The organism is Beutenbergia cavernae DSM 12333, from assembly GCF_000023105.1.
Classification (GTDB): Bacteria; Actinomycetota; Actinomycetes; order Actinomycetales; family Beutenbergiaceae; genus Beutenbergia; species Beutenbergia cavernae.
The window spans coordinates 401,369-428,351 of the sequence record NC_012669.1; the positions used below are offsets into that span (position 1 = coordinate 401,369).

General features: G+C 73.8%; 18 protein-coding genes and 1 pseudogene. 10 read left to right on the forward strand and 9 right to left on the reverse strand.

What is annotated here, in order from left to right; all coding sequences use genetic code 11:
- Nucleotides 1–31 precede the first annotated feature (31 nt).
- Both BCAV_RS21325 and BCAV_RS01820 read left to right on the forward strand, forming a co-directional pair.
- Nucleotides 32–739 carry a helix-turn-helix transcriptional regulator gene (locus BCAV_RS21325; RefSeq protein WP_012725407.1) on the forward strand — a complete coding sequence of 236 codons (708 nt, stop codon included), beginning with the start codon at nucleotides 32–34 and terminating at the stop codon, nucleotides 737–739.
- 178 nt (nucleotides 740–917) lie between these two features.
- Nucleotides 918–5,672, forward strand: a complete 4,755-nt coding sequence (locus BCAV_RS01820) for an ExeM/NucH family extracellular endonuclease (RefSeq protein ID WP_050761793.1) — start codon at nucleotides 918–920, stop codon at nucleotides 5,670–5,672.
- Between the two features lie 179 nt (nucleotides 5,673–5,851).
- Here the strand turns inward: BCAV_RS01820 and BCAV_RS01825 are convergent, their stop codons facing one another.
- Nucleotides 5,852–6,382 (reverse strand): gluconokinase, encoded by a 531-nt coding sequence (locus tag BCAV_RS01825; protein WP_012725409.1) that lies wholly within the window; start codon nucleotides 6,380–6,382, stop codon nucleotides 5,852–5,854.
- 161 nt (nucleotides 6,383–6,543) lie between these two features.
- Here BCAV_RS01825 and BCAV_RS01830 point away from each other — a divergent pair, with 161 nt between their 5' ends.
- A complete protein-coding gene (locus tag BCAV_RS01830) occupies nucleotides 6,544–6,867 on the forward strand; it encodes a DUF4333 domain-containing protein (protein WP_012725410.1) in 324 nt (107 codons plus the stop codon).
- A 63-nt stretch (nucleotides 6,868–6,930) separates the two neighbouring features.
- Here BCAV_RS01830 and BCAV_RS01835 read toward each other — a convergent pair whose 3' ends face one another.
- The 5 genes from BCAV_RS01835 to BCAV_RS01855 form a co-directional block, all read right to left on the reverse strand.
- Nucleotides 6,931–8,670 (reverse strand): pyruvate dehydrogenase, encoded by a 1,740-nt coding sequence (locus BCAV_RS01835; protein WP_012725411.1) that lies wholly within the window; start codon nucleotides 8,668–8,670, stop codon nucleotides 6,931–6,933.
- Between the two features lie 287 nt (nucleotides 8,671–8,957).
- A complete protein-coding gene (gene trxA / locus BCAV_RS01840) occupies nucleotides 8,958–9,329 on the reverse strand; it encodes a thioredoxin (RefSeq protein WP_012725412.1) in 372 nt (123 codons plus the stop codon).
- A gap of 127 nt (nucleotides 9,330–9,456) precedes the next feature.
- Nucleotides 9,457–10,479, reverse strand: coding sequence for an N-acetylglucosamine kinase (locus BCAV_RS01845; protein WP_012725413.1), 1,023 nt, complete (start codon nucleotides 10,477–10,479; stop codon nucleotides 9,457–9,459).
- Nucleotides 10,480–10,486: 7 nt separating this feature from the next.
- Nucleotides 10,487–11,410 (reverse strand): N-acetylmuramic acid 6-phosphate etherase, encoded by a 924-nt coding sequence (gene murQ / locus BCAV_RS01850; RefSeq protein ID WP_012725414.1) that lies wholly within the window; start codon nucleotides 11,408–11,410, stop codon nucleotides 10,487–10,489.
- Nucleotides 11,411–11,759: 349 nt separating this feature from the next.
- Complete coding sequence (locus BCAV_RS01855) at nucleotides 11,760–13,022, reverse strand: MFS transporter (RefSeq protein ID WP_245528924.1); 1,263 nt, start codon at nucleotides 13,020–13,022, stop codon at nucleotides 11,760–11,762.
- A 254-nt stretch (nucleotides 13,023–13,276) separates the two neighbouring features.
- Here BCAV_RS01855 and BCAV_RS01860 point away from each other — a divergent pair, with 254 nt between their 5' ends.
- The gene (locus BCAV_RS01860; RefSeq protein WP_012725416.1) at nucleotides 13,277–14,461 is read left to right on the forward strand and encodes a sialidase family protein; all 1,185 of its coding nucleotides are present in this window, start codon (nucleotides 13,277–13,279) and stop codon (nucleotides 14,459–14,461) included.
- 114 nt (nucleotides 14,462–14,575) lie between these two features.
- Here BCAV_RS01860 and pgm read toward each other — a convergent pair whose 3' ends face one another.
- Complete coding sequence (gene pgm, locus BCAV_RS01865; protein ID WP_012725417.1) at nucleotides 14,576–16,255, reverse strand: phosphoglucomutase (alpha-D-glucose-1,6-bisphosphate-dependent); 1,680 nt, start codon at nucleotides 16,253–16,255, stop codon at nucleotides 14,576–14,578.
- A gap of 81 nt (nucleotides 16,256–16,336) precedes the next feature.
- On the opposite strand from pgm, the gene BCAV_RS01870 reads away from it, so the two are divergent.
- Complete coding sequence (locus BCAV_RS01870; protein WP_012725418.1) at nucleotides 16,337–17,236, forward strand: DUF5926 family protein; 900 nt, start codon at nucleotides 16,337–16,339, stop codon at nucleotides 17,234–17,236.
- Between the two features lie 143 nt (nucleotides 17,237–17,379).
- Nucleotides 17,380–18,102: pseudogene (locus tag BCAV_RS01875) on the forward strand (glycosyltransferase); the annotation flags it as partial.
- A 200-nt stretch (nucleotides 18,103–18,302) separates the two neighbouring features.
- On the opposite strand, the gene BCAV_RS01880 reads toward BCAV_RS01875, so the two are convergent.
- Nucleotides 18,303–20,687 carry a hypothetical protein gene (locus BCAV_RS01880; protein ID WP_050761561.1) on the reverse strand — a complete coding sequence of 795 codons (2,385 nt, stop codon included), beginning with the start codon at nucleotides 20,685–20,687 and terminating at the stop codon, nucleotides 18,303–18,305.
- Between the two features lie 77 nt (nucleotides 20,688–20,764).
- Between BCAV_RS01880 and pheA the strand changes: the two genes are divergently transcribed.
- Complete coding sequence (pheA, locus tag BCAV_RS01885; protein WP_012725421.1) at nucleotides 20,765–21,772, forward strand: prephenate dehydratase; 1,008 nt, start codon at nucleotides 20,765–20,767, stop codon at nucleotides 21,770–21,772.
- Nucleotides 21,773–21,899: 127 nt separating this feature from the next.
- Here pheA and BCAV_RS01890 read toward each other — a convergent pair whose 3' ends face one another.
- Nucleotides 21,900–23,024 (reverse strand): diacylglycerol/lipid kinase family protein, encoded by a 1,125-nt coding sequence (locus BCAV_RS01890; RefSeq protein ID WP_012725422.1) that lies wholly within the window; start codon nucleotides 23,022–23,024, stop codon nucleotides 21,900–21,902.
- Between the two features lie 50 nt (nucleotides 23,025–23,074).
- On the opposite strand from BCAV_RS01890, the gene serS reads away from it, so the two are divergent.
- From serS to BCAV_RS01905, 3 genes are all read left to right on the forward strand, one after another.
- On the forward strand, nucleotides 23,075–24,346 hold the full coding sequence (gene serS, locus BCAV_RS01895; protein WP_012725423.1) for a serine--tRNA ligase: 1,272 nt from the start codon (nucleotides 23,075–23,077) through the stop codon (nucleotides 24,344–24,346).
- Complete coding sequence (locus tag BCAV_RS01900) at nucleotides 24,343–25,230, forward strand: HAD family hydrolase (protein WP_012725424.1); 888 nt, start codon at nucleotides 24,343–24,345, stop codon at nucleotides 25,228–25,230. The genes serS and BCAV_RS01900 overlap by 4 nt, the downstream gene beginning before the upstream one ends.
- A 66-nt stretch (nucleotides 25,231–25,296) precedes the next feature.
- Nucleotides 25,297–26,976, forward strand: a complete 1,680-nt coding sequence (locus BCAV_RS01905; RefSeq protein WP_012725425.1) for a tetratricopeptide repeat protein — start codon at nucleotides 25,297–25,299, stop codon at nucleotides 26,974–26,976.
- Nucleotides 26,977–26,983 lie beyond the last annotated feature (7 nt).

Here is a 26,983-nt window from a genome sequence, read left to right on the forward strand (position 1 = left end):
GCCTGCGACCTCGATCGAGGGGGCCTCGATCATGCACATCTGCGTCATAGGGGTATCGCCGCTCGTCCGCCACGGGCTGGCGCTTCAGCTGCGCGCCCGCGGGATCGCCGTGCATGCCGAGCTCGCGTCCGCCCACGAGCTCGACGTCCGCGCGAGGTTCGACGCGGCGCTCGTCGTCGCGTCCGCGCAGGAGCTTCCGGCCCTTCCCGCCGCGCTGAGCGGCCTGCTCGACGGCGGGACGGCGGTGCTCGTCCTCACGGACTCGCCAGGCGGCTGGGTGACGACGGCGGGGCGCGCCGGCAGCGCGCTGCGCTCGGTGCGGCCGGTCGGCCGCGCCCCACGCCTCGCTCGGGCCGTCGCGAGGCGGGGGCGCCTCGACGTCATGGCGCTCGACGACGCCCTCGACACCGACGTCCTCCTGGGCTGGCTCTCCTCGGCCACCGCCCGAGGAGAGGGGCCTCGCCGGGTGGCGAGCGCCGTCGTCGTCGGTCGTCCCACCCCGTTCCCGCCGCCGGGTCCGCGCGTGCGCCGCGCCCTCACCGCCGCGGAGAGCGCCGTGCTCGCCCTCGTCGGGCAGGGGTACTCGAACGCCGGGATCGCGAGCGCGCTGTCGCTGAGCCCGAAGACCGTGGAGTGCTACGTGTCGGCGGTGTTCGGCAAGCTCGGCCTGTTCGCGGAGGACCGGGAGCGCAACCGCCGTGTCGCGGCCGCCCTGGAGTGGCTCCAGAGCACCGGCTGACCGCTGCCCGAGGTCGACGGGCCCCTTGCCGCTGCGTCCGACATGCGAGACGATGCGGCGTCCCTGCAGCGGCCGGGACCTCGCGTTCGAGCGGCGTTCACACAGTCGTGACGCTCCGAGCCACCCGGTGTCACCGGCCGTCGCTACGGTGAGCGCGGCGCCGATCGGTGCCGCGTGGATGGTGGTCGAAGGAGACGTCGTGGGTTCAGCTGTGCGCACGCGGGTGACGGGTGGGATCGGGGCGCTGGCGCTCGCCGTGGTCGGGATCGGGGCGGCGCCGCTCGCCGCGCAGGCAGCTGTGTCGCCCGACGCGCCGGTCGTCGTGGCGGAGGTCTACGGCGGTGGGGGGAACTCCGGCGCCGTGTACAGCCACGACTTCATCGAGCTGGCCAACACGAGCGACGCCGTCGTCGACCTCGCCGGATGGTCGGTGCAGTACGCGTCGGCGGCCGGGACCAACTGGAGCGGGGTCATCCCGCTGGCCGGCTCGATCGAACCGGGTGCGCGGTACCTCGTGCAGGCGGGCACGAACAACGCCGGCGTCGGTCAGCCGCTCCCCGCGCCGGACGCCACCGGCTCCGCGAACCTCAGCGCCACGAACGGCAACATCGCGCTCGTCAGCGCGGGCGGTGCGCTGCAGTGCGACGCGGCAGCCTGTGCGGCCGACGCCGCCGTCGTCGACCTGGTCGGGTTCGGCACCGGTGCCGCGTTCGCCGGGACCGGGCCGGCGCCGTCGCCGTCGAACTCGACGTCGATCGCCCGCGACGCGGATCTCACCAACACGGCGGCCAACGCCGCCGACTTCACCGTCGGCGCACCGACGCCCGACGCGGCGGGCGGCGGAGATCCGGACCCGGACCCGGTGACGGCGACGATCGCCGAGATCCAGGGCGACGGCGCCGCGTCGCCGCTCGTGGGGTCGACGGTCGTCACGCGAGGCGTCGTCACGGCGGCGTACCCGACCGGCGGGTTCGACGGCTACGTCATCCAGACCCCGGGCACCGGCGGCGTGCTCGACCTTGCCACCCACACGACGTCGCAGGCGGTCTTCGTGTACTCCGCGGCCACCGTGGGTCAGGTCGCGATCGGCGACCACGTCGAGGTGACGGGCGTCGTCAGCGAGTTCTTCGGCCTCACGGAGATCACCGTCGGTGCCGACGGGCTGTCGGTGCTGAGCGAGCCGGCCGACGACGTCGCCCCCGCGCAGCTGGCCGGGTGGCCGGCCGACGGCGCGCAGCGCGAGTCGCTCGAGTCGATGCTGTACCTGCCCGAGGGGGCGTTCACCGTCTCGGACACCTACAACACGAACCGCTGGGGCGAGGTCACGCTCGCGGCCGGCGAGGAGCCGCTGCGGCAGCCCACGGACGTCGCGCGACCGGGATCGCCCGAGGCGGCGGCCGTGGTCGCCGACAACGCGGCACGCGAGGTGAGGCTGGACGACGGCGCGACGACCGACTTCCTCGAGCCCGCGAACTCCGGGCTCACCCCGCCGTACATCTCGCTCACGGACCCGGTGCGGGTGGGCGCGGCAGCGACGTTCGGCGCCGCCGTCGTCGTGGACTTCCGGAACGACGTCTGGAAGCTCAACCCCGTCGCGCACGTGACGCCGGCCGACCCCGGCGCGTACCCCGCGACGTTCGCGAACACGCGCACGGACGCCCCCGACGCCGCGGCGATCGGCGACACGGGCGACGACGCTGTGCGGCTTGCCTCGTTCAACGTGCTCAACTACTTCACGACGCTCGGCACCGATGGTGCGACCTGCGTCCCGTACACCGACCGCGCGGGCGACGGCGTCACGGTCGAGGAGGGCTGCGACCAGCGCGGGGCGTGGGACGCCGAGGACTTCCAGCGCCAGCAGGACAAGATCGTCGCGGCGATCAACGGGCTGGACGCCGACGTCGTCGGGCTCATGGAGATCGAGAACTCCGCAGCGCTGGGCGAGACGGCCGACGAGGCGCTCGGTGCGCTCGTGGCGGCGCTCAACGCGGCGGCGGGTGCGGACGTGTGGGCGTTCGTGCCGTCGTCGGCGGAGCTGCCGCCGGTCGAGCTCCAGGACGTCATCACCAACGCGATCATCTACCGGCCGGGCGCGGTGACGCCGGTCGGCGAGCCGCGTGCGCTCGGGACGCAGAGCGCGGAGGGGCAGCCGTTCGCGAACGCCCGCGAGCCCATCGGCCAGGTGTTCGCGCCGGCCGGCGGTGGCGAGGACGTCTTCGTGGTCGTCAACCACTTCAAGTCGAAGGGCTCGCCCGGGCCGCTGCCGGGCGACGAGGACTCCGGCGACGGGCAGGGAGCGTCGAACGCGTCGCGCGTGGCGCAGGCGACGGCGTTGCGCGACTGGGTGGGGCAGGTCGCCGCGGCGGACGACGCCGTCGCGCTCCTCGGTGACTTCAACTCCTACGGGCAGGAGGACCCGCTGCACGTGCTGTACGACGCCGGGTACACCGACGTCGAGGCGCACTTCGACGTCGACGGGTCGTCGTACTCGTTCGGGCGGCAGTCCGGCTCGCTCGACCACGTGCTGCTCAACGCTCCCGCGCTCGCTCGGGCGACCGGTGCCGACATCTGGGAGATCAACTCCGGCGAGGCCGTGGCCCTCGAGTACAGCCGGCACAACTACCACGGCACGCTCTTCTACGACGCGACGGCGTACCGCTCCTCCGACCACGACCCGGTGCTCGTCGGCCTCGCCGCCGGCGACTCCGAGCCGACCGGACCGGTCGACCTGACGCTCCTGAACATCAACGACTTCCACGGCCGCATCGACGGCAACACCGTCGCGTTCGCGGGCACCGTCGAGGAGCAGCGGGCGGCGGCCGAGGCCGCCGGCGGGTCGGCCGTCTTCCTGTCCGCGGGCGACAACATCGGCGCGTCCCTGTTCGCGTCGTCGGTCCAGCAGGACCAGCCGACCATCGACGTCCTGAACGCCCTGGAGCTCGCGGCGTCCGCCGTCGGGAACCACGAGTTCGACGCCGGGTACGCCGACCTCGTCGACCGGGTGATCGCCGGTGGGTCGAACGCGCAGTGGGGCTACCTGGGCGCGAACGTGTACGAGGCCGGCACCACGACTCCGGCGCTGGACGAGTACCGGCTCGTCGAGTCGGGCGGCGTGACGGTCGGCGTCATCGGCGCCGTCACCGAGGAGACCCCCACGCTCGTGCGGCCCGGCGGGATCTCGACGCTCGAGTTCGGCAACCCCGTCGAGGCGGTGAACCGCGTGGCGGCGCAGCTGACGGACGGCGACGAGGCGAACGGCGAGGCCGACGTCATCGTGGCCGAGTACCACGAGGGTGCGGGGGCGGGTACCCCGGACGGCTCGACGCTGGAGGAGGAGGTCGCCGCGGGCGGCGCGTTCGCGCAGATCGTCAACGAGACGTCGCCGCTGGTGGACGCGATCTTCACCGGGCACACCCACAAGCAGTACGCGTGGGACGCCCCGATCCCGGGCTCGACCGAGACGCGGCCGATCGTGCAGACCGGCTCGTACGGGGAGTTCATCGGGCAGGTCGTGCTGACGTACGACGCCACGACCGACGATGTGACCGCGTACACGGCGGAGAACGTGGCGCGCACGGCGACGCCGGCGGATCAGCTGATCGCGACGTACCCGCGGGTGTCCGAGGTGAACGACATCGTGACGGCGGCCCTCGCGTACGCCGAGGAGATCGGCGAGCAGCCGGTCGGGTCGGTGGCGGCGGACATCACGACGGCGTTCTCGGGCGGGTCGTACGTGAACGGTGTGTACGTCGGCCCCGGCCCGGAGCCGACGAGCGGGCGCGACGACCGCGCGTCCGAGTCGTCGCTGGGCGGTCTCGTCGCCAACGCGCTGCTCGACACGCTCGCCGACGCGGATCTGGGCGGCGCCGAGATCGGCGTCGTCAACCCCGGCGGCATGCGCGCGGAGCTGCTGTACGCACCGGACGGCGTCGTGACGTACGCGGAGGCGAACGCCGTCCTGCCGTTCGTCAACAACCTCTGGACCACCACGCTCACGGGCGAGCAGGTGAAGCTCATGCTCGAGCAGCAGTGGCAGCGGACCGACGAGGGCGAGGTGCCGTCGCGGCCGTACCTGCAGCTCGGGCTGTCGAGCAACGTCACCTACACGTTCGACGCGTCGCGGCCGGAGGGCGACCGCATCACGTCCATCACGGTGAACGGCGCACCCCTGGACCCGGCGGCGCCGTACCGCATCGGGACGTTCTCGTTCCTCGCGGAGGGCGGCGACAACTTCCACGTCTTCGCCGACGGCGCCGACACCCGCGACTCGGGTCTCATCGACCGCGACGCGTGGATCGCGTACCTCGAGGCGCACCCCGGGCTAGAGCCGGACTTCGCGCGGCAGGCGGTGAGCGTGCCGGAGCTGCCGGAGACGGAGGCCGGCGCGGAGGTGGCATTCGACGTCACCGGCCTGAACCTAACGTCGCTGGGATCACCGGAGAACACCGCCCTCACCGCGTCGTTCGACGGCGCGGAGCTGGGCGAGTTCGCCGTGGCCGACGGCGCGGCATCGGTCGCGCTGACCGTGCCGGCCGACGCGACGGCGGGGGCGCACACGCTGACGCTGGTCGCGGCCCCGTCGGGGACCACTGTCACGGTCCCGATCACGGTGTCCGAGGCGGCGCCTCCCACCGTCGGGTCCGAGACGTCGCTGTGGCTCTCGCAGACGACGTACCGCAGCGGGTCCTGGTTGCCGATCATCGCGTTCAGCCATGTCGAGCTCGACGACGGACGGTTCCCGCGGGGGCGGGTCGAGATCCGGGAGGGCGACCAGGTCGTGGCGTCGGCGCGGGTGGTGCTCGGCGTCGCGATCACGACGCTGCCGCGGCACCTCACGCCGGGGACGCACACCTACACGGCGCACTTCGTGCCGAGCGACCCGGAGGCGGTGTCCGGGAGCGTCAGCGATCCGGTGACGGTCCGGGTGCGCTGAGCGGCCGTCGGACCCGGCCGCGGGGCGGTCGGCCGGGTCCGGCTCCGGCGCCCGGCGGACCGGCTGGGCGCGCCGTCAATGGGGTCGATCCGGGAGTCATGTGCTCCCGAATCGACCCCGGTCCGGGCACCATCGTGCGCATCCCGCCGTGTGAACGGCCCGCGACGTCCGGCGTCCGGTCAGCGTGCCGCGAGCGCGAGGTCGCGTTCGATGCGCGCGACGATCTCGGCAGCCGTGTCGTCGACGTCGATGACGACCCCTGCCTCGTCGTCCGCCAGCGGCTCGAGCGTCGCGAACTGTGACGGCAGGAGCGACGGCGGCATGAAGTGGTCCGTGCGGCGCTCCATGCGCTCGGCGATCGTGGCCGCAGAGCCGCGCAGGTGGACGAAGACGACGGCGCCGCGCGCCTGCCGCAGGACGTCCCGGTAGGGCCGGCGCAGCGCGGAGCACGTGACGATCGTGCGACGTCCCGCCTCGTGCTGCTCGGTCATCCAGTCCCGGATCGCCTGCAGCCACGGCGCCCGGTCGTCGTCCGTCAAGGGAGTGCCGGCCGCCATCTTCGCGACGTTCGCCGGAGGGTGGAAGTCGTCGGCCTCGGCGTAGGTCCAGCCGAGGCCCGCGGCGAGTCCCTGGGCGACCGTCGTCTTCCCGGACCCGGCGACGCCCATGACCACGACGTGCTGGAGGTCGGGCGGGATTGGCGCTGGCACGGCGACCAGGGTAGAGCGTCCGCACGCACGCTGCGGGCCGTGACATCTCGGGCGGTGGGACGTCCGGAGGCGCGCCGTCGAGCTCGGCTAGGGTTTCGCGGCGGCCGGGCTGGCCGGCCACCGGCTCCCTGGTCCGGCCACCGGCTACTGAAGAGGAACACGTGAAGATCCGAACGATGGGTGCCGCCCTGACCGCGGCTGCCGCTGCGGTCGTGCTGGCGGCGTGCTCGGCGAGTGCCAACCTGACCGTGTCGCCGGACACCGTGGCCGACCTCGCGGAGGATGCGCTCGAGGAACAGGTCGGCGAGCGGCCCGAGATCGACTGCGGCGACGAGCAGATCGACCTCCTGAACGACGTGGAGGTCGCGTGCGAGCTCACCGATCCCGCCTCGGGGAACACCTACGACGCGACGGTGACGGTCTCCGACGTCGACGGCACGGACTTCCGCGTGAACGTTCAGGTGGCCGACTCGCCGCAAGGCTGAGTCGGCGGCACGCGCCGGGACGGCAGCGGTGCGAGCGGCGGCGCCTCCAGCCGGGCCAGCGGACTACGGCCGCGGGATGTTGCGCAGGTTGGACCGCGCCATCGCCATGACCTCGCCGAGCCCGCCGCCGAGCACCTCCTTGGTCATCGCCGTCGCGAAGCCCTTCACCTGCTTGGCGGTGATCGACGGCGGGATCGAGAGCGCGTTCGGGTCCGTCACCATGTCCACGAGCGCCGGGCCGCGCCGGTGCAGGGCTCCGGTGAGCGCCTTGCGCAGGTCCTTGGGGTGCTCCACCCGCACGGCCGGGATCCCGAGCGCCGTCGCGACGGCGGCGTAGTCGACCGGCGGTGAGTCGGTCGCCCAGGCCGGGAGACCCTCCACGAGCATCTCGAGCTTGACCATCCCGAGGGTCGAGTTGTTGAACACCACGACCTTCACGGGCAGGTGGTACGTCCGGATGGTGATGAGGTCGCCGAGCAGCATCGACAGCCCGCCGTCGCCCGCCATCGCGATGACCTGGCGCGTCGGGTCGGCGAACGCGGCGCCGATGGCGTGCGGCATCGCGTTCGCCATCGAGCCGTGGATGAACGAGCCGATGACGCGCCGTCGCCCGTTCGGCGTGATGTAGCGGGCCGCCCAGACGTTCGTCATGCCGGTGTCGACGGTGAAGACGGCGTCTGGGCCGGCCACCTCGTCCAGCTGCACGGCCGCGTACTCGGGGTGGATCGGCGTCGTCCGCTCGACCTTCCTCGTGTACGCACCCACCACCGAGCTCATGAGCTTGTCCTGCTTCGCGAGCATCTTGTCCAGGAACGCGCGCTTCTTCTTGCGGGTCACGAGCGGGAGCAGGGCGGCGGCCGTCTCCCTCGCATCCCCGACGACGGCGTAGTCCAGGCGCGTGCGGCGGCCCAGGTTCGCGGGGTTGATGTCGATCTGGGCGGTCGGGACGTCGTCGGGCAGGAACTGGTCGTACGGGAAGTCGGTCCCGATGAGCACGAGGAGGTCGGCGTCGTGCATCGCCTCGAAGCACGACCCGTACCCCAGCAGGCCGGACATGCCGACGTCGAACGGGTTGTCGTACTGGATGACCTCCTTGCCGCGCAGGGAGTGGCCGACGGGCGCCGCCGCGGCGTCGGCCAGCGCGATGATCTCGTCGTGGGCGCCCCGCGCGCCGGCGCCGACGAAGAACGTCACCTTCTGCGCGCGGTTGATTGCGTCCGCGAGCGTCTGCACGTCGGCCTGGTCGGGGACGACGCTCGGCGGGACGGGGCGGCACACGATGGGGGTGGCCGACGTCGGCACCTCCTCCTCGGCGACGTCGCCGGGGATCGTGAGGACGGCGACACCCGGCCCGGCGAGGGCGTGATGGATCGCCGAGGAGATGACGCGCGGTGCCTGCGTCCCGCTCGAGATCATCTCGGAGTAGACGGAGCACTCGATGAAGAGCCGATCGGGGTGGGTCTCCTGGAAGAAGCCGGTGCCGATCTGGTTGCTGGGGATGTGCGAGGCGATGGCGAGAACGGGCACCCGGGAGCGGTTCGCGTCGTACAGGCCGTTGATGAGGTGCAGGTTTCCGGGGCCGCACGACCCGGCGCACACCGCGAGGGCGCCCGTGACCTCGGCCTCTCCGGCGGCAGCGAACGCGGCCACCTCCTCGTGGCGCACGTGCACCCAGTCGATGCCCTTCGTGCGGCGGATGGCGTCGACGATCGGGTTGAGACTGTCGCCGACGATGCCGTAGACCCGCGTCACGCCGGCGGCGACGATGTTCTCGACGAGCTGTTCCGCGACGGTCCTGGCCATGACGGCGTCCTCCTCGTTGCTCGGATGGTCGCCTGCCACTCTGCCCTTGCCCCCGCCTCGGCGCGCGCGCAGACGGCGCCGTGTGACGTACGAGACCCCGCCCGGTTCGCGAGAGGTGAGTGGCCGCACCGCGAGAGGTGTGTGGCCGCACCGCGAGAGGTGTGTGGCCGCACCGCGAGAGGATCGTGGCCCGGACGTGCGACGAGCCCGCACGCCTCGGGTGTGCGGGCTCGTCGTCGGACGCGGGCCTCGGCGGGCCGGCTGGGCCGGCTGCTGGGCCGGGCGGCTCAGGCCTGAGCGGTCTCCTGCTCGGCGATCTTGGCGCGGACGTCGTCCATGTCGAGCTCCTTGACGGCCGTGATGACCTGCTCGAGCGCGGCCGGCGGGAGAGCGCCGGGCTGCGAGAACACGAGCACCTGCTCGCGGAACGCCATCAGCGTCGGGATCGACCGGATGCCGAACTGCATCGACAGGTCCTGCTCGGCGTCGGTGTCGACCTTGCCGAACACGATGTCCGTGTGCTGCTCCGACGCCGACTCGTACGTCGGCGCGAACTGCTTGCACGGCGGGCACCAGGTCGCCCAGAAGTCGACCAGGACGATGTCGTTGTCGGTGACCGCGGACTCGAACGTCTCGCCGGTCAGCTCGCGGGTGGCCATGAAGTCTCCTCAGGGATCGGGGTTCGGAAGGCACAACGCCGTCGGGCTCCGAGGGATTCCCCGGACCGCCCGTCACGCCCGGCCGTCACGTTCGGCGGGTCACCCGACGCCCGCGCACTGCGGGTCTTCAGGGCAGAGCGACAGTGGCGGCGGCGCGCTCCACGTCGAGCGGATCCAGGCTGACGTCGGCACGCCGCTCGGCGAGGTGCAGTGCCCCGAGCACGGGCGCCGTCGCGGCGCGCACCGCCACGCGCGGCAGGCGGTGGCCGAGCCCTGCCCTCACCCCGCGCGAGACGGGCCCGACCGAGGTCAGGACGGAGCCCGCCAGCACCACGCACGGTACGTCGTCCTGGTCGCCGGCGGCCATCGCGACGGCGTCGCTCACCAGCGCCGCGACGGCCCGGGCGACGATTGCACCAGCGACCGCGTCGCCGTCGTCGGCGGCCTGCGAGACCAGCGGCGCGAGCCGCCCGAGGGCCGCCACCGGTCCGGCGTACGCCGCGGCGACCAGCGCCTGGCGGGGGTCCGCGCCCGTGTCCGGGCCGGCGTCGATCCCGAGCGCGTGGAGCACGATCGGGGTGAGCGCGGTGCGGGGGCCGCGCGCGTCGAGCTCGGCGGCACTCGCGCGCACCGCCTCCAGCGCGAGCCACAAGCCCGAGCCGACGTCGCCGAGCAGCCAGCCCATGCCGTCGCGCCGCCGCACGACGTGGCCCGATCGCACGCGCGCGGCCACGGCGCCGGTGCCGGCGAGGAGAAGGACGCCGTCGGCGTCGTCGCCGGACCCGGCGGCGAACGCGATCTCGAGATCCGTGGAGACGTCGAGCGAGCCGGCGTCCGTGGGGAGGCCGAGCTCCGTCCAGACGTCGGACACGACGGCCACGATGCGGTCGCGCCCTGCCGCCGCGGCCCCGGAGGCGCCGACGACGGCGCTCACCCCCTGACGGGCGGCGTCGTCGAGCGCGAGCGGGCGCACGGCCTCGGCGACGGCGGTGTGCAGGGAGGCGCGCACGTCCCGGGCGCCTCCGCCGGAGTTGATGTTCGCGCCGGGGCCGCGGCCGACCGAGATCGTCGCGGGTGCACCCGGAAGGGCCATGACGGCGAGCGCCGACACCGACGTCCCGCCGACGTCCACGCCGAGCAGCAGTCTCACGCGAGCATCATGCCCGGTGCAGGATGTCCGCGAGGCGCCCCCCGGCCGCCGTGACCAGGCGGTCGGCCTCGGCGGCGTCGACGCCCCGCGCGAGCATGACCGACGCCTGCGGCACGCGGTGGTCGGCGGCCGCGAGCGCCGCCGCGGCGTCGGCCTGGTCCGCTCCGGTGATGCGCTGCACGAGCCGCAGGGCGCGGGCGCGCAGCTTCGCGTTCGACGCCGTGACGTCGACCATGAGGTTCCCGTACGTCTTGCCGAGCCGCACCATGACCGTGGTCGAGATCGCGTTGAGCACCTGCTTCTGCGCGCTCCCGGCCTTCAGCCGCGTGCTCCCGGCGAGGACCTCGGGCCCGACGACGACCTCCAGCGGGTGCGCGACCAGGCTGCTCAGCGCGGCGTGCGGGTTGCAGCAGAGTCCGACCGTGAGCGCGCCGCGCCGCCCGGCCTCCTCGACGGCGCCGAGCACGTACGGCGTGCGGCCGCTCGCGGTGATCCCGACGACCGAGTCGTCGGCGGTGACGCCGCGCTCGGCGATGGCCGCGGCGCCGTCGTCGGCACGGTCCTCCGCGCCCTCGACGGACCGGAACACCGCCGACGGGCCGCCCGCGATGATCGCCTGCACGAGCTCCGGGTCGGTGTGGAACGTGGGCGGGCACTCGGAGGCGTCCAGCACCCCGAGTCGCCCGGGCGTGCCGGCTCCGACGTAGAACAGGCGCCCGCCGCGGGACATGCGCTCCGCGATCGCGTCGATCGCGCCGGCGATCGCGGGCGCGACCGCGCGCACCGCCGCCGGCACCGACTGCTCGGCCTCGTTCATCGCGAGCACGATGTCGGTTGTGCTCAGCTCGTCGAGGTGGCCGTACCGAGGATCGATGGCCTCGGTGGCCAGGCCGGACAGGTCGACGACGCCGTTCGTCGTTGCCTCGTCCATCGCACCTCCTGCGTGGGCTCAGGCACGCCGCCCGGCCGTTCTCGGCCAAGGTACCTCATTTACATCATGCGTGGCGAGAGTGAAAACGAATGACCATCAGGTGGATGCGCGGGACGTGCCGGGACGGGAGCGGGGTAGGCGCGACGTCGCCGGCGGCGCGCGCGGAGGTCGGCGGCGCACCCTGACGCGCGGCCGGCCGAGCGCCACTCTCGCGGCGTGGGCGGGGGTCCGCATCCCCGTCCGGCCGCGTCTCGTGCTCCGCCTCGGGGCCGCCGTCAGGACGGGAGCGGGCGGCCTGGAGCGGCGGGGCGCTCAGAAGCGGCGCCGGCGCCCCGACGCGGAGCCGGCGTCAGGACGCCGGGTCGGCGGCCGGGTCGGGGATCGTCGGGACCACGGCGTCCCGCCGCCTCCGGCTCGCGAGCGCCGTCCCCATGGCGGCGAGCGCCAGGGCGGCGGACGCCACGACCACGAGGAACCCGGCGCGCGCACCGTTCGCGTCGATGATCGGGCCGGCGATCGACGAGCCGAACGAGACGCCGACGCCCAGGGACGTGCCGATCCACGTGAGGCCCTCGGTGAGGCGTGCGGGCGGCACGATCTGCTGGACGAGCGCGTTCCCGTTGACGAGAGTCGGCGCGATCGAGAACCCGACCACGAACATGACAGCGGCCAGCACCCAGAGCGAGGTCACGAGGAAGAACAGCGAGACCCCGAGCGCGAGGGCGACGACGCCGATCGCGAACCGCCGCCACAGCGACGAGCGCCAATGCCGCGCCCCGTACAGCAGGCCGGAGATGAGCGAGCCACTCGCGCAGATCCCGAGGATGACGCCCGCCAGGCCCTTCTGGCCCTCCTCCTCGGCGAACGCGACCACCGACACGTCCGTCGCGCCGAAGATCGCGCCGATGCAGACGAACACGATGCAGATCGAGACGATCGCGCCGTCGCGCAGCACCGACGTCCGCGGCGTTCCTGCGTCCGGGGGCGACGGGGCCGGCTCGGTCTTGCGCAGGCTGAGGAACCAGTACCCGCCGACGAGTGCGGCGACGATCGCGACGACCAGCCCGGCCGACGGCGAGACGCTCGTCGCGAGGATGGTCGCGAGCACGGGGCCGATGACGAAGACGAACTCGTCGAGCGCCGACTCGAGGGAGTAGGCCGTGTGCAGCTCGCGCGGGTTGGTGACGACGGCGTTCCAGCGGGTGCGGACGAGCGAGCCGAGCGAGCCGATGGTCGCGCCCGTGACGATCGCGAGCGCGAACAGGAGCGGCGCTCCGGCGTGGGACGTGGCGGCCAGGATGAGCCCGACGAGCCCGATCATCGACACCGCGAGCGCGGGCCGCATGACGCGCGCCTGGCCGTGCCTGTCGACCAGTCGGGCCAGCTGAGGAGAGCAGAGCGCCTGGGCGACGACGTACACAGCGGAGACCTGGCCGGCGAGCCCGTACGAGTCGTACAGCTCCGAGATCATGAGCACGATCCCGATGCCGACCATCGACATCGGGAAGCGAGCCAGCACCCCGGCGCTGGAGAACTGGAGGGCGCCCGGCTTCCTCAGGATCTGGGCGTACGGGTTGGGCACGGTTCGCATCATCGCACCGATCTCCGACATCGATCGAATCGATTTGAGTGGCGGTCGCGCCCGGACGGGCTGCGGCGGATGCGCCGCGAGCCGCCGAGTCGCCGCCGAGTGCATGATCCGTCCCGCCCCGGGCGGCGTGTCGCCGCGAGGCATCACGCAGTCGGCAAGGGTGGGCCGGTCGCGAGGTCGCCCGACCCGGGCTGCGTCGCCCTTGACAACGTTGTAATGGCGCTGCTCGAATGACGTGGCGAAGATCACAGTGGATCCGTTGGGGAGGAACTCAGGTGCGTCGTGCACTGCGTTCGATCGTCCTGTTCGCGCTCGCCTCGCTGATGCTGGTCACGACCGCCTCGTGGTCGTCGGCGGCACCGTCCGAGCCACCACCGCCGGGCGGTGCCGAGAACGGCACCCGCCTCATGGAGGGTCCGGCGTTCTACCCGCGCACGATCCGCCTCGCCCACGCCGGGGCGGACGACGGCGCGATCATCGCGAGCGTCGTCACGTTCGCCGACGGCCTCGGCCACGGCGCGATCTTCCGGAGCGACGACGACGGCCGCAGCTTCCAGCGCATCGGCACCGTCACCGACCCGGCCACGGCCGACGGGCTGTGCTGCGCCACCCTCTTCGAGCTCCCGCAGCAGGTCGGTGAGCTCCCGGCCGGAACCCTGCTCTGGTCGGCGTCGGTCGGCCAGCAGGCGCCGGACCGCAGGATGACGCTCCCGGTCTGGGCGAGCACGGACCAGGGCCGCACGTGGAGCAAGGTCTCGACGATCGCCACCCAGCCGAACACCGGCGGCCTGTGGGAGCCGGAGTTCGCAGTCGCCCGCGACGGGTCGCTCGTCGTCTACGTCTCCGACGAGAGCCAGCAGCCCACGCACAGCCAGACGCTCGTCCAGGCGACCTCACCCGACGGGGTGCACTGGTCCGAGCTAGAGAACATCGTGGCGGCGCGGGATCCCGACCTCCGGCCCGGCATGCCGCTCGTGAGGCAGCTGCCGAACACCACGTACCTCATGAGCTACGAGATCTGCGGGCCGGGCCAGGAGTGCAGCCAGCGGACGCGCCGCTCGCTCGACGGCGTCCACTGGGGTCCCGAGACCTGGCTCGGCGTCCGCGTCCGTACCGCCGACGGTGCGCACTTCCGGCATGCGCCGACGATCAGCTGGTACGACGACGGCACCCGCAACGGACGCCTGCTCGCCGTCGGCCAGATGCTCTACGGCGCGGACGGCACGGTGCAGCCCGGCAACGGTCGGACGATCTTCACGAGCGACCTGCTCCCGGAGCTCCCATGGGGCACCGGCCCGGCCCCGCTGGCCATCGCCGAGCCGTGGAACAACTTCTGCCCGAACTACTCCTCGAGCCTGCTGGCGATGCCGGAGCGTGACGAGCTGCTGGAGCTCGCGAGCGGCTACGACGACGTGGGGGAGTGCACGACGTACTTCGCCGTGGGGGACCTGCCGGACTGACGCAGCCACGAACCTCTCGCGGTGGGGCCACGAACCTCTCGCGGTGGGGCCACGAGCCTCTCGCGGAGGGGCCACGAGCCTCTCGCGGTGGGGCCACGAACCTCTCGCGGATGGTTAGGCGAGGGCGGCGTCCACCACCTCGCGCGCGGCGTCCTGCACCTGCGCCAGGTGCTCCGGGCCGGCGAACGACTCCGCGTAGATCTTGTAGACGTCCTCGGTGCCGGACGGCCGGGCCGCGAACCACGCACTCGCCGTCGTCACCTTCAGGCCGCCGATCGGCGCACCGTTCCCGGGCGCTGTCACGAGCCGCTCGGCGATCGGCTCGCCGGCCAGCTCCGTCGCCGTCACGTCCTCCGGCGCGAGCGCCCCGAGCCGCGCCTTCTGCTCGCGGGTGGCCGGTGCGTCGACGCGCGCGTACCAGGACTCGCCGTGCTGCTCGGCGAGGCGGGCGTGGTACGCCGACGGCGACGCTCCCGTCGCGGCCGTGATCTCGGCGGCGAGGAGCGCGAGCAGGATCCCGTCCTTGTCGGTGGTCCACACGGAGCCGTCGGTGCGCAGGAACGACGCGCCGGCGCTCTCCTCCCCGCCGAACGCGACAGCGCCGTCGAGCAGGCCCGGCACGAACCACTTGAAGCCCACCGGAACCTCGACCAGCCGACGCGAGAGGGCGCGCGCCACCCGGTCGATGAGCGCCGACGACACGAGCGTCTTCCCGACGCCCGCCGCGGCCGGCCACCCCTCGCGGGACCGGAAGAGGTAGTCGATCGCGACGGCGAGGTAGTGGTTCGGGTTCATGAGCCCGCCGTCGGGCGTGACGATCCCGTGCCGGTCGGCGTCGGCGTCGTTCCCGGTGGCCACGTCGTACGGGACCTTCCCGCCGGCGTCCGGTGTCATGGTCCGCACGAGGGAGGCCATGGCCGACGGCGAGGAGCAGTCCATCCGGATCTTGCCGTCCCAGTCGAGCGTCATGAACGCCCAGCGCGGGTCGACCTCCGGGTTGACCACGGTGAGGTCGAGCCGGTGCCGCTCCGCGATCGCTGCCCAGTACTCGACGCTCGCGCCGCCGAGCGGGTCGGCGCCGATGCGCACGCCGGCCTCGCGGATGCGGTCCAGGTCGACGACGGCGTCGAGGTCGTCCACATAGGTGAGCAGGTAGTCGTGGCGTGCGGTCGTGGGCGCCGCGACGGCCCGCTCGAACGGCACCCGGGCGATCGCGGCGAGCCCGGAGCGCACGAGCTCGTTCGCCCGCCGCGCGATCCAGGACGTCGCCTCGGAGCCCGCGGGGCCGCCGTCCGGCGGGTTGTACTTGAAGCCGCCGTCGCGCGGGGGGTTGTGCGACGGCGTCACGACGATCCCGTCGGCGAGCTCCGGCCCCTGCGTGCGGACGCCGGCCAGCGACCCGGCGCCGTTGTGCCGCAGGATCGAGTGGGAGACGGCGGGGGTGGGAGTCCAGGAGCCGCGGGCGTCGATCCGGACGTCCACCTCGGCCGCGGCGAGCACCTCGAGCGCCGTGCGCCACGCCGGCTCGGACAGGGCGTGCGTGTCGCGCCCGATGTACAGCGGGCCGTCGGTCCCCTGCGAGCGGCGGTACTCCACGATCGCCGCCGTGATCGCGGCGATGTGCGTCTCGGTGAAGGCGCCGTCGAGGCTCGACCCGCGGTGCCCGGACGTGCCGAACACGACCTGCTGAGCGGGATCGTCGGGGTCGGGCACCCGGTCGTAGTACGCGCCCACGACCTGCGCGACGTCGATGAGGTCCTCGGGCTGGGCGGGCTGACCGGCGCGCGGGTGCATGGTTCGATCCTCGCACCGGCCGCCGACGCGGTCATCCCGGTGCCGGAACGACGATGTCCCGCTGCCCGTAGGCTGCCGCCCATGGCCAAGAAGAACCGCCGTCAGAAGCAGCGCGCCTCCGAGCAGGCCGCGGCGGCAGCATCGTCGCCCGCGAAGCCGCGCCGCGCCGTCCCCGAGTTCGTCGCCCGCCCGTTCGAGGGCCTGACGGGCGAGGCGGACTGGGTGGCGATGCGCGAGATCGTCCCGGCCGCCACGGCCAAGGTCCGGACGACGGCGGAGTACGGGAGCCGCGACGTCGTCGTCGCCACGCTCCTCCCGATGCTCTGGCCGGCGCTGCACCGCGAGGACGGCACCGTGCTGGTCGCGACGCAGACGACGTCGTCGAGCGGCGACGCGAGCCGGGACGTGGCCGCAGCCCTCCTCCAGGCGCTCGAGGCCGAACCCGGCACGGCGATCCCGCCGGGCGAGCTTCCCGAGCCCGGCCCGCGGCTGCAGGACGTGCTCGAGGACGGACCCTTCGCCGTCGAGCTGAGCGAGACGTTCGACTTCTGGCTCTCGCCCCAGGACGAGCACGACCACGAGATCGAGGAGAGCCTCGAGAACGCGAACGACGCGATCGTGCCGACGGTCGCCGTCGAGGGCGTCGACGCCGCGTACTGGTGCCGCATGAACGGGCGCGAGTTCCTGCGCTGGGTCGTCCCGCAGGAGGAGGACCGCATGCTCGACGCGCTCGCCCGCCTGCACGCGGACCGAGCCGCCGGGCTCGACGACGACGCTCGGCTGGTCGGCGCGTTCCGCACCTGCGGCGTGCTCGTGCCCGTCTGGGAGCTCGCGCGCGGCACCGAGGCGGACGAGCTCACCGCCCCGCTGCAGGCGTTCGCGGGCCGGCTCGAGGCAGCGCTCGCCGACGAGGAGCCCCTCACGCCCGAGCAGCGCCGCGCCCGCGCCGGGCTCGTGTCCCGGCAGGTCAACCTGCGCTGACGACGGGCACGGCCGCCCGGGGAGGCGGCCCCGAACTGCGTCGGTGCTCCCGGCGGCTATAGGGTCGTGACGTGAGCCAGCCGACCGCCCCAGGACGCGGCCCGCTGCGCGTCGTGCGGCGTCGGCGGGGGCGCCCCGACGAGGTGTCGCAGCTCGAGGTCCAGGGGCCGGCCGAGGACCAGCGCGTCGCCGTCGTCATCCCCGCGAAGGACGAGTCGCAGCGCATCGCCGCGACGGTGCGCGCGGCTCGGGCGATCCCGCACGTCGACCTGGTTCTCGTGGTCGACGACGGCAGCGAGGACGACACCCAGCACGTGGCTCGGGCCGCCGGCGCCGTCGTCGTCCGGCACTCGCACAACCGCGGGAAGGCGTCGGCCATGGAGACGGGCGCCGCCGTCGTCGCGATGCGCGACGTCGAGGGCGGGCCGCCACGGCTCCTCCTGTTCATCGACGCCGACCTCGGCGAGACGGCCGTGAACACGGCGCCCCTGGTCCCGCCGGTGCTCGCCGGCCGCGCCGACCTCTCGGTCGCCGTGCTGCCGCGCCAGCCCGGGGCGGGCGGGCGCGGGATCGTCACCGGGCTGGCCCGGAGGGCGATCCAGCGGGCGTCCGGGTGGAGCCCGAAGCAGCCGCTGTCGGGTCAGCGGTGCCTCACACGTGAGGCGTTCGAGGCGGCGACGCCGCTGGCCCGCGGCTGGGGCGTCGAGACGGGGATGACCCTCGACTTGCTCGCGCAGGGCTTCAGGATCGTCGAGGTCCCGTGCGACCTGCGCCACCGGCCGAGCGGAAACGACCTCGCGGGCCAGATGCACCGGGCCGCCCAGTACCGCGACATCGCGTACGCGATCGGGATGCGCCGCATGCGCACGTTCGGACGCCGCCCGCCGGCGTCCGAGGTCCGCCCCGCCCTGCCCGGCTCGACCCCGGACCCGGTGGATGCGGGGGACGTCGAGGGGACGACGGCGCCGGGCGGCTCGGGAGCGCGGCCGGCGGACGGCCCGGATCGTGCCTCGGGCGACGCCTCGGGCCAGACCCCGTCCGACGCCCCGGGCGACGTCCGCAAGGATCAGGCCGAGGAGTCCTGAGGCTCGACCAGCAGCGGCGCGTCGACCGGCACCGCCGGTGGTGACAGCGTGAGCATCCAGCTGGCGCACGCGGCGAGCAGCAGCGGCACCGCCACGGAGATCCCGATCGCGGGGATCGCGATGCCCGAGTCGTTGACGACGAACCCGATGCCCATGGCCACGGCCATCGCGACGAGCCCGGGCCGCAGCATCGGCGACGCCTGCCCCATCTGCGAGATCGGGGCGCCGGCCGAGAGCCAGTCGAACTTGCCGCCGCCCGGCGAGAGGATCGCGATCTTCACGGGCCTGGCCAGCACGAACACGACGAGCGCGACGCCGGCGATCGCCAGCAGCGTGAGCGGCCGGTTGTTCGCGAGGATGCGCAGGTTGGCCTCCAGCTTGCGGAACACGACGTCCCACAGACCGCCGTCGAGCACGGTGTCGATGAACCGCCCGAGGTGGGTGCGGTCGTCGGCCGGCCGCAGCCAGTCCACGAACGCGAACAGGACGGTCACGGCAGCCGCGCCGCCGAGGACGACGGCGATCCGTTTCCACGTCAGCCGCACCCCGGCGGCCATGAGCGCGAGGATCGTGAACGCCGGGACGAGCGCCGGCGGTCCGCCGAAGTCGGCGCCGATGCCGGGAGCGCCGTCGAGCACCGTCGCGACGATGCCGATCCCGGCCACGACGGCGGCGGCGAGGAGCCGCCGTCCGGCCCGCACGAGCGGGTTGGTGACGGCGACGACGACGAGGATCGTCGACACCGTGAACAGCGCGAACGCGGTGTTGTTGAAGCCGTAGAAGCGCCCGGCGACGAGCGTCGGCACCCCCATGACCGCGGAGATCTGCAGCCGTGCCCCGGTGAGGACGTCGAGGGCGAGCACGGCGGCGGTGATGCCGGCCACCACGGCGAGCGGGCCGAGCACCCAGTCACGCCACGGGCGCAGGAGCGCGACGGCGACGATCGCGGCGTCCCACACGATGATCGCGACGGCGAGGCCGAGCGCGGGTGGGTCGACGCGCCACCAGGGCAGCAGGTTCGCGAGGAAGGACGCGACGGGCAGGGCGCCGATCGCGAGCGACACGATGCGGAGCGAGAGCAGGACGCGGCGGCGCTGCGCGGCGAGGCCACGGCGCAGGCCCTTGCCGCGCAGCACCGACAGCCGCCGGTCGAGAAACTCGCGGATCCGGAACGCGGCGGGCCGTTTGAGGCCGATCGCGACGGCGGCGTAGAGGGCGATGTTGCCGACGACGAGGAACAGGTAGAACGGCGCGACGATCGGCCGGACGGCCTGCGCGTGGACGTCCTGGTCGAGCACCGCGTCGAGGCGTCCCTCGGCGCTCGCCGGTCCGTCGGTCGCGCGCATCGGGGAGCCGACAAGCGTCCCGGTCGGCACGAACTCACCGAGGTCGAGGGCGCTGACGAGGCCGGGCAGGAGGTCGGTGGTCTGGACGTACCCCGTCTGCCGGGTCGAGGTGGTCACGAGGAGGCTCTCGCCGAACGGCGTGGACCCGTCGGTGAGGCCCGGCCCGGTCGCCGCGAGCAGGCGCAGCCCCGGGGCGGAACCGGAGTCGGCGAGCGAGGCGAGGATCACCGTCGCGTCCGGAGCCTGCTCCTGCACGGCCGCGAGGACGGCGGCGATGCGCCGCTCGACGACGTCGACCTGCGCGGTGCGTGCCTCCTCCGGCGTCGTCGGGGCGGTCGGGGCCGGAGGGTTCGGGAGCGACGCGTTCGAGAGGTCCCGCACGGTGCCGGCGTCGACGACGACGAGCGCCGACGTCGTCAGGGCTGCCGTGACCTGGGCCTCGAGGCCGACCGGCGTGGGAGCGCGCCGCAACGACGTCCCCTGCACGGCACCGTCGGAGTCCGCGAGGGCGATCGCCGCGCCGGGCCCGATCGACGTCGCGGGCACCTCGGCCTCGCTGACGGCGTTGCCCAGCGTGCCGAGCCGGGCGCCGTACCCGGTCTCCTCGGCGGCGGCGACGTAGTCCGGCCACCCGGGGACCGCCCCGGCGACCGGTTCGGCGAGCGTGCGGCACCGCCCGGACTCGTCGGCGGCACGAGCACCGGACGAGACGGCGAGCCAGCCGTCGGCGGGGCACGTGGCCGTCCGGATGCTGCGGACCACCGCCGACCCCAGCGACGCGCGCTGCGCGAGATCCCACAGCGCGGGGGTCTCCGGGCTGACGTCGCTCCATGACAGGCCGCCCACCCCCACCAGCACGACCTGCTCGCCAGGCTGCCCGGCCGTCTCCGCCCGCGCCGGGGAGGCGCTCGCGAACACGGTGAGCGAGGCAGCGAGCACCGTCACGAGTGCCGCGAGCAGGGCGACGACGGCGCCCCGTCGGGCGGTCGCGGCAGGTCGCGCAGGGCTGGTCGGCGGCACCGGTCCAGGGTAGGGGAGCACTAGTGTCGGAAGCCGGACGGGGCGCGTGGGCCCTGGTCGGGAGACGAGGAGAAGCTGTGCAGGACGCCGCTGCGGGGTCGATCGCCGGCTCTGGCCGGCCGCGGTACGCCTACCTCGGGCCGCCCGGGACGTTCACTGAGGCGGCGCTGCACCAGGTGGCGTCGCCGGACACCGCCGACTTCCTGCCTCGCGGCGACGTGGTCGCCGCCGTCGACGCCGTCCGGACCGGTGACGCCGACTTCGCCGTCGTGCCGATCGAGAACTCGGTCGAGGGCGGGGTCTCCGCGACGCTCGACACGCTGGCCGCGGGCGGCGGGCTCGTCGTCGTCGGCGAGGCGCTCGTGCCGATCAGCTTCGTGCTCGCGGCGCTGCCAGGGACGCGACTGTCCGACGTCCGCCGCATCTCCACGCACCCGCACGCGTGGGCGCAGTGCCGACGCTCGGTGGCGGCCCTCACGCCGGGCGCGGTGCACGTGCCGGCGACCTCCACGGCCGCGGCGGCGGCGCGGCTCGCCGAGGTCGCGGCCGAGCGGGCGGGCGTGCACGAGGCGGCGGAGGCGCTGGGCTTCGACGCCGTCCTCGTGGCGCCGCACTCGGCGCGGTCGTACGGGCTGGAGGTGCTCGCCGCCGACGTCGGGGACAACCCGTCGGCGGTGACGCGCTTCGTCGTCGTCGGCCGCCCGGGGCGCATCCCGCCGCGGACCGGCGCCGACAAGACCACGCTCATGGTGCAGCTCCCGGACAACGAGGCCGGTGCGCTCCTCACGATGCTCGAGCAGTTCGCGACGCGCGGCGTGAACCTGTCGCGGATCGAGTCCCGCCCGATCGGCGACGAGCTCGGCCGGTACGCGTTCTCGATCGACGCCGAGGGGCACCTCGAGGACGAGCGGGTGGCGGCGACGCTCATGGGGCTGCACCGCGTCTGTCCCCTCGTGCTGTTCCTCGGGTCCTACCCGCGGGCCGACGGCGCGCGCACCCAGGTGCACCGCGGGACCTCCGACGCGGAGTTCGCCGCGGCGCGCGGCTGGGTCGAGGGTCTGCGCGGCGACGGCGCCCCCGCCTGACCCCCAGTAACCCCCTTCGCGAGAGGAAGTCTGCGCCACCGCGAGAGGAAGTCTGCGCGACCGCGAGAGGATCACTGCGATCCTCTCGCGGTGGCGCAGACTTCCTCTCGCGAACGGTGGGGCAGCCTCAGCCGCGGACGCGGACCCTGAGCCCGCCGGGCTGCACGCGGGTCCGGACGCCGATCGCCTCGCCCAGCAGATCGCCGTCGACCTGCACCTGCTCGGCCTGGTCCATGCGCACCTCGATGTCGGCGCCGCGGAAGAAGTCGATGCGCCCCGGGCTCGCCGCGAGCTGCCCGCGCACCCCGACCCCCTGCAGCACCACCTTCCCGAACAGCGACGCCCAGCCGATGAGTCCGCCGCGGGTGTCGATCGCGGCGACGTCGAGAAGCCCGTCGTCGATCTCCGCATCCGGGAGGAGCACGATCCCGCCGGGCAGGCGCCCGCAGTTCGCGAACAGCAGCGACCGCAGCTTCAGCTGGCGCGGCTCGGCGTCGCCGATCCTCATCTCCAACCGGATCTTGCGCCCGTGCAGGTGCCGGACCCCCGCCAGGAAGTAGGCCATCCAGCCCATCCGGGCCTTGAGGTCGTCGTCGGCCCCGGCCACCATCGCGGCGTCGAACCCGATCCCCGCCATGACGAGGAACAGGTGCTCCTCGCGGTCCGTGAGCACGTCGGGAGCGTCGGCGTCGTCGTCCTCCTCGTCCGGCGTCCGCAGCCGCACGGGCGTCAGCCAACCGAGGTCCACCGGCACGTCGCGCCCGGCCAGCGCCGTGCGGATGAGCGCGTCGGCGCCGTCGACGGGCAGGTCCAGGTTCCGGGCCAGCAGGTTCCCCGTCCCGGAGGGGAGCAGCCCCATGGGCGTGCCGGTCCCCGCGAGCGCCGTCGCGACGGCGCGGACGGTTCCGTCGCCGCCGGCCGCGACGACGACCGACGCTCCGGCGTCGAGCGCCGCCCGCGCCTGCCCGACACCCGGGTCCTCGACGGTGGTGCGGTACAGCAACGGCTCCGGCATGCCGAGCTCCGCGCTGATGGTGCGCGCCGCGTGCTCGATGCGCGCCGGGTCGTCGACCTTGACCGGGTTGATGACGAACGCCGCCGGCCCGATGTCGGCGCGCGGGTTCTCGGCCCGTGGCGCCGGACCCGGGGCGTCGCCGGCGGCGCGCAGGCGGCGCAGCGCGAGCACCCCGACGACGATCGCGGCGAGGGCCAGCACGATCGCCGCGAGCGCGACGATCTGCTCCCAGGCCATGAGCACAACGTAGGCGAAAGGACACGACGGGGCCCGATACGCTCGGGCGGGTGATCGACCTCAAGGCTCTGCGCGAGAATCCCGACGTCGGCCGGGCCAGCCAGCGCTCTCGCGGCGAGGATCCCGAGCTCGTGGACCGGCTGCTCGACGCCGACGCCCGGCACCGTGCGTTGCTCACCTCGTTCGAGCAGCAGCGCGCGGAGCAGAAGGAGCTCTCGCGCGCCGTCGGGAAGGCCGCCCCGCAGGATCGCCCGGCCGTCCTGGCGCACGCGAAGTCGCGCGCGGAGCAGGTGAAGTCCGCGGAGGCCGACGCCGACCGGGCCAGGGCGGAGCTCGACGCGCTGCTCTCCCGGATGCCGAACATCGTGGCCGACGGCGTCCCACCGGGCGGCGAGGACGACTACGTGGTGCTGCGGCACGAGGGCACCCCGCGCGACTTCGCCGCGGAGGGCTTCACGCCGCGGGACCATCTCGAGCTGGGCGAACGGCTCCGCGCGATCGACACGGAGCGCGGCGCGAAGGTCTCGGGGGCGCGGTTCTTCTACCTCACCGGTCTCGGCGCCCGGCTCGAGCTCGCGCTCCTCAACGCGGCGATCGACAAGGCGCTCACGGCAGGTTTCACGCCGGTCATCACGCCGACGCTCGTGAAGCCGGAGATCATGGCCGGCACGGGGTTCCTCGGTGCGCACGCCGAGGAGGTGTACCGGATCGAGAAGGACGACCTGTATCTCGTGGGGACGAGCGAGGTGGCGCTCGCCGGCTATCACGCGAACGAGATCGTCGACCTCTCCGACGGCCCGCTGCGCTACGCCGGCTGGAGCGCGTGCTACCGGCGCGAGGCCGGCTCGCACGGGAAGGACACGCGCGGCATCATCCGCGTGCACCAGTTCCACAAGGTGGAGATGTTCTCGTACGCGCGCCTCGAGGACGCCGCCGTCGAGCACGAACGGCTGCTCGCCTGGGAGGAGGAGCTGCTCCGCCTGGTCGAGCTCCCGTACCGCGTGATCGACACGGCGGCCGGCGATCTCGGCTCGAGCGCCGCGCGGAAGTTCGACTGCGAGGCGTGGCTCCCGACGCAGGAGCGCTACCTCGAGCTGACGTCGACGTCGAACTGCACGTCGTTCCAGGCGCGGCGGCTCGGCACCCGGGAGCGCCTCGAGGACGGCTCGACCCGACCCGTCGCCACGCTCAACGGGACGCTCGCCACGACCCGGTGGATCGTCACGATCCTGGAGAACCACCAGAACCCCGACGGGTCCGTGCGCGTCCCGGCCGGCCTGCAGCCGTATCTCGGCGGGCTGACGGAGCTGCGCGCCTCATGAGTGCGGAGCTCTCCGGGAAATCTGCCGACGCCGACGACGCCGCGGGTCGCCCGGTCTTCGACGCCGCCATGGTCACGTGGCCGGCGGGGCCGGACGCGCTGGTCGCCCTGGACATCGACGGCACGCTCCTCGGGCACGACGGCTCGATGAGCGTGGGCGTGCGGGACGCCGTCGCCGCGCTGCGGGAGGCGGGCACGCATCTCGTCCTCTCGACGGGCCGCTCCGTGCCGGCCGTGCTGCCGGTCGCGGAGGAGCTCGGGCTCGATCGCGGGTGGGCGGTGTGCTCGAACGGAGCCGTCACCATCACGCTCGACCCGGAGTCCGAGAAGGGGTACGAGTTCGCGGACCTCGTGACGTTCGACGCCGGGCCGGCCGTGCGGACGCTGCTCGCCGAGCAGCCGGGGGTGATCGTCGCCGTCGAGGACCTGGGCCGCGGGTTCAAGGTCTCCGCGCCGTTCCCGATGGGGGAGCTCGGCGGCGAGGTCGAGGTCGTGGACCTCGAGGAGATGCTCGCCGAGCCCGCGACGCGCGTGACGCTGCGCGCGCCGCAGCTCATGCCCGCGGACTTCGCGGACCTCGTCGACCGGGTCGGCCTGCACGGCGTCGCGTACGCCGTCGGCTGGACCGCGTGGCTCGACCTCACGCCCGACGGCGTCTCGAAGGCGAGCGCGCTCGAGCAGGTGCGAGGCTGGGCCGGCGTCGCGCCGGAGCGGACGCTCGCCGCCGGCGACGGCAACAACGACCGCGAGATGCTCCGCTGGGCGGGGCTCGGTGTGGCGATGGGCGGTGCCGACGCCGACACGGTCCTCGCCGCTGACGCGCGCACCGGGCCGGTGGAGGACGACGGCGTCGTGCCCGTCCTGCGCGCTCTCCTGCGAGCCTGACGGCGTCGCGAGCGGACGCCGGCGCCGCTACTCTCGTCGGGTCGCACCGTCGCGACGGAGGTCATCATGCCGACGACGCCGTACCCCTTCGATCTCGGGACGCACACGCGCCGCACCTCGACGTCGTCGCCGGAGGCGGCCCAGTGGTTCGACCGCGGCCTGGTCTGGAGCTACGCCTTCCACCACGAGGAGGCGGTGCGCTGCTTCGAGAGGGCGCTCCGAGCGGATCCGCGGTTCGCCCTCGCGCACTGGGGCATCGCGTACGCGATCGGCCCCAACTACAACCTCGCGTTCGACCTCTACCCGCCCGAGGACCTGCCCGGCATGCTCGCCCGGGCAGCGGCCGAGCTGGCGCGGGCGCGTGAGCTCGCCGACGGCGCGCCGGAGGTCGAACGGGCGCTCATCGAGGCCCTCAGCACCCGGTTCCCGACCGACCCGGCCGCGGACTTCGCGGCGTACAACCGGGCCTACGCGACGGCGATGGCGCGTGCGGCGGCGCTGCACCCGGACGACCTCGACGTGATCGCGCTCCACGCCGACGCGCTGCTCAACGTCACCCCGTGGAAGCTGTGGTCGGTGGCCACCGGCGAGCCGGCGGAGGGGGCGAGCACGCTCGAGGCCAAGGCGCTGCTCGAGGATGCGCTGGCGCGACCCGGCGCGATGACCCATCCCGGGCTGCTGCACCTGTACGTGCACCTCATGGAGATGTCGCCCACCCCCGAGCTGGCGCTCCCCGCCGCTGACGCCCTGCGCCACCTGGTGCCGGACGCCGGGCACCTGTTGCACATGCCGACCCACATCGACGTCCTCGTCGGCGACTACGAGAGCGTCATCGCCGGCAACACGGCAGCGATCGAGGCCGACGAGCGTTGGGTGGCCGCATCGGCGGCGTCTGGCGACGAGGCGCCCTTCTACGCGCTGTACCGCGCGCACGACCGGCACTTCCGCATCTACGGAGCGATGTTCGCTGGCCGGTTCGAGATCGCGCGGGCGACGGCGGAGGACCTGGAGGAGAGCGTCGCGCGTGAGCTGGTGCGCGATCCCGGCATGGCGGACTTCGTCGAAGGGTTCGCCGGCATGCGGCTGCACGTCCTCGTGCGCTTCGGCCGGTGGGACGAGCTGACGGCGCACCCGCTGCCCGCCGACCCTGACCTGTACTGCGTCACCACCGCCCTCACGCACTACGCGCGCGGCGTCGCCTTCGCCGCCCTCGGCCGGGTCGCCGAGGCCGAGGGCGAACGTGCGTCGTTCGTCGCCGCGTCGGCGCGCGTCCCCGAGTCGCGCTACCTCTTCAACAACACCTGCCGCGACATCCTCGCCGTCGCGTCGGCGATGCTCGACGGCGAGATCGCCTACCGCCGGGGCCACATCGAGGAGGCGTTCGCGCATCTGCGACGTGCGGTGGACCTCGACGACACGCTGCCCTACGACGAGCCGTGGGGGTGGATGCAGCCCGCCCGGCACGCCCTGGGCGCCCTGCTGCTCGAGCAGGGCCGGGTGGACGAGGCCGCCGCCGTGTACGCGGCGGACCTCGGCCTCGACGCGACGCTCGGTCGCGCGTGCCGGCACCCGCGCAACGTGTGGAGCCTGCACGGCTACCACGAGTGCCTGAGCCGCATGGCCGGGACCGACCCCGACCCCGACCGCGTCCAGGCCGCGACGGACGCCGGCCGGCAGCTCGCCCTGGCCACCGCCCGGACGGACGTCCCGATCGAGGCGTCGTGCTTCTGCCGCACCGGGACGTGAGGTGGCC